A 2538-nucleotide genomic window follows, 5' to 3' on the forward strand; every position below is an offset into this window, starting at 1 on the left:
TGTGCAGCGGCGTGGAAGAAGGACCCCCTTAGCGGGGTGATAGGCGCCTAAAAGGGACCCCTCATTCCGATGGTTTAGGCACGGCGGCTTGGTTCAACCGGGCGGTCGAGATCGGGATGTTGGTTGTGGAGACAGTGGTGCGGATCCGCCGTGAGTATGCGGCTGGGAAGCCGATCAAGGCGATTTGTCGAGATCTAAGGCTCTGTCGCAAGGTTGTGCGCAAGGCGATCCGGGCGGAGGAAGGCGCGTTCAGCTATCAGCGGACGACGCAGCCGTTTCCGAAGATCGGCCCGGTGCGTGATCGGCTTGTGCAGCTTCTGACGGAGAACGAGGCCCGGCCCCGGCGGGACCGTTTGCGACTGACGCGGGTCTGGGACCTGTTGGTCCAGGAAGGCTACGACGGCTCCTATGACTCGGTCCGTCGTTACGCGGCCCGCTGGCGCGAGGAGACCAAGACGGCCCCAGGCGATGGCGGGACAGCGTTCGTGCCGCTGATGTTCGCGCCGGGCGAGGCGTTCCAGTTCGACTTCAGTCATGAGGACGTGGAGGTCGCCGGCCAGCCGATGCGGGTGAAGGCGGCCCATGTTCGGCTCTGCGCATCGCGTGCGGTCTACGTCAGGGTCTATCCGCGCGAGACCCAAGAGATGGTGTTCGACGCCCATGCCCGGGCGTTCGCCTTCTTCGGCGGTGTACCCACGAGGGGCATCTACGACAACATGAAGACCGCCGTGGACGCGGTGTTCGTCGGCAAGGCGCGCACCTTCAACCGGCGCTTCCTGCTGATGGCCGACCACTACATGTTCGAACCGACCGCCTGCACCCCGGCCTCAGGTTGGGAGAAGGGCCAGGTCGAGAACCAAGTGCGCATCAGCCGGGAGCGGTTCTTCAAGCCGCGTCTGCGGTTCGCCACCCTGGAAGAGCTGAACGGCTGGCTTGAAGCTGAGTGCCGCCGCTGGGCGCGCTTGCACTCCCATCCTGAGCAGCGCGAGATCACCTTGGCCCAGGCCCTGGAGGCCGAGCGGCCGGCGCTGCAGGCGATCCTGGCGCCGTTTGACGGCTTCCACGAGGTCGAGCACGCGGTGACTGGAACCTGCCTGATCACCTTTGATCGCAACCGCTACTCGGTGATGGCTAAGGCCGCCAAGCGCACGGTGCAGGTGCGCGCCTATGCCGACAAGATCGTCGTACGCTGCGCCGGTGAAGTGGTCGCCGAGCATGCCCGGTCCTTCGGCCGGGGCCGGACGATCTATGATCCCTGGCACTACCTGCCGATCCTGGCTCGCAAGCCAGGCGCTCTGCGCAACGGCGCGCCGTTCCAGGACTGGGCCCTGCCGCCGGCCCTGACCCGGCTCAGCAAGAGGCTGGGGCGTGGCGACGAAGCCGACCGCCGGTTCGTTCGCGTGCTAGCGGCCGTGCTGGTCGACGGCCTGGATGTGGTCGATGACGCTGTCCGCGAGGCCCTGGACGCCGGCGCGGCCAGCGACGAGGTCATCCTCAACATCCTGGCCCGACGGCGCGAGCCACCCAGGCCCGAGGCGATCACCACCTCTCAGGCCCTGGCCTTGCGCCATCCTCCGGTCGCCGACTGCGCCCGCTACGACCTACTGCGAGGTCCCCGTGCAGCGGCATGAGATGATCGAAGCCTTCGCCCAACTGGGCCTGAAGGGCATGGCCGGGGCCTTCGACGAGACCGTCACCACGGGCCTTCAGCGCAACCGCACGGCCATGGAGATCCTGGCCGACCTGCTCAAGGCCGAGACCAACCATCGCCAGGCCGCCTCCATCCGCTATCGCCTGACCGCCGCCAAGCTGCCGGTGATGAAGGACCTCGCCGCGTTCAGCTTCGAGGGCTCACCGATCAACGAGGGCCTAGTCCGTTCGCTATACGACGGCTCCTTCCTGGCCAACCATCGCAACATCGTCCTGGTCGGCGGCACGGGCACCGGCAAGACCCACTTGGCCATCGCCATCACCGCCAACGTCGTTCGGGCCGGGGCGCGCGGTCGCTACTTCAACACCGTCGATCTGGTGAACAGGCTCGAAGACGAGGCCCGGCGCGGCAAGGCCGGCGCCCTGGCGGCCCAGCTCTCACGCCTCGATCTGGTGGTGCTCGACGAGCTGGGTTACCTGCCGTTCGCCCAGTCCGGCGGGCAGCGCCTGTTCCACCTGGTCAGCAAGCTTTACGAGCGCACCTCGGTGATCATCACCACCAACCTGACCTTCGGAGAATGGCCCACCGTCTTCGGCGACGCCAAGATGACCACGGCGCTGCTCGACCGCCTGACCCACCACTGCGACATCGTCGAGACCGGCAACGACAGCTGGCGGCTCAGGAACCGCGCCTGACCGGCACGCCCCGCTTCATCCACAACTTGTTCAACCTCCCCCCAGACCCCCCTCCGGGCAGCTGATCGATCAGTGGCTCACCCCGCGGCGATGCTCTGCGCTGGCTGAGAGCTACGCGCATCGCCGCTCGAACTCGGAAAGGGGGTCCCTATTGGGCGCCGATAGGGGGTCCCGATTGCGTGCCGTTTGACA

2 protein-coding genes are annotated in these 2538 nt (G+C 66.9%); both read left to right on the plus strand.

Translation table 11 applies throughout. The annotated features are described in order from the left end of the window. Positions 1-116: 116 nt before the first annotated feature. Positions 117-1631, plus strand: coding sequence for an IS21 family transposase (istA, locus tag PSV26_RS14720; RefSeq protein ID WP_300571788.1), 1515 nt, complete (start codon positions 117-119; stop codon positions 1629-1631). After that, entirely contained in the window at positions 1618-2346 is a 729-nt protein-coding gene (istB, locus tag PSV26_RS14725; protein WP_300571790.1) for an IS21-like element helper ATPase IstB, read from the plus strand. The genes istA and istB overlap by 14 nt, the downstream gene beginning before the upstream one ends. The last annotated feature ends 192 nt before the right edge of the window (positions 2347-2538 follow it).

Origin of the sequence: Polaromonas sp., assembly GCF_029945685.1 — a bacterium.
Classification (GTDB): domain Bacteria; phylum Pseudomonadota; class Gammaproteobacteria; order Burkholderiales; family Burkholderiaceae_C; genus Polaromonas.

Coding starts and splice junctions, on each gene's coding strand:
- istA (WP_300571788.1), top strand. CDS start 117: ATGTTGGTTGTGGAGACAGTGGTGCGGATCCGCCGTGAGTATGCGGCT.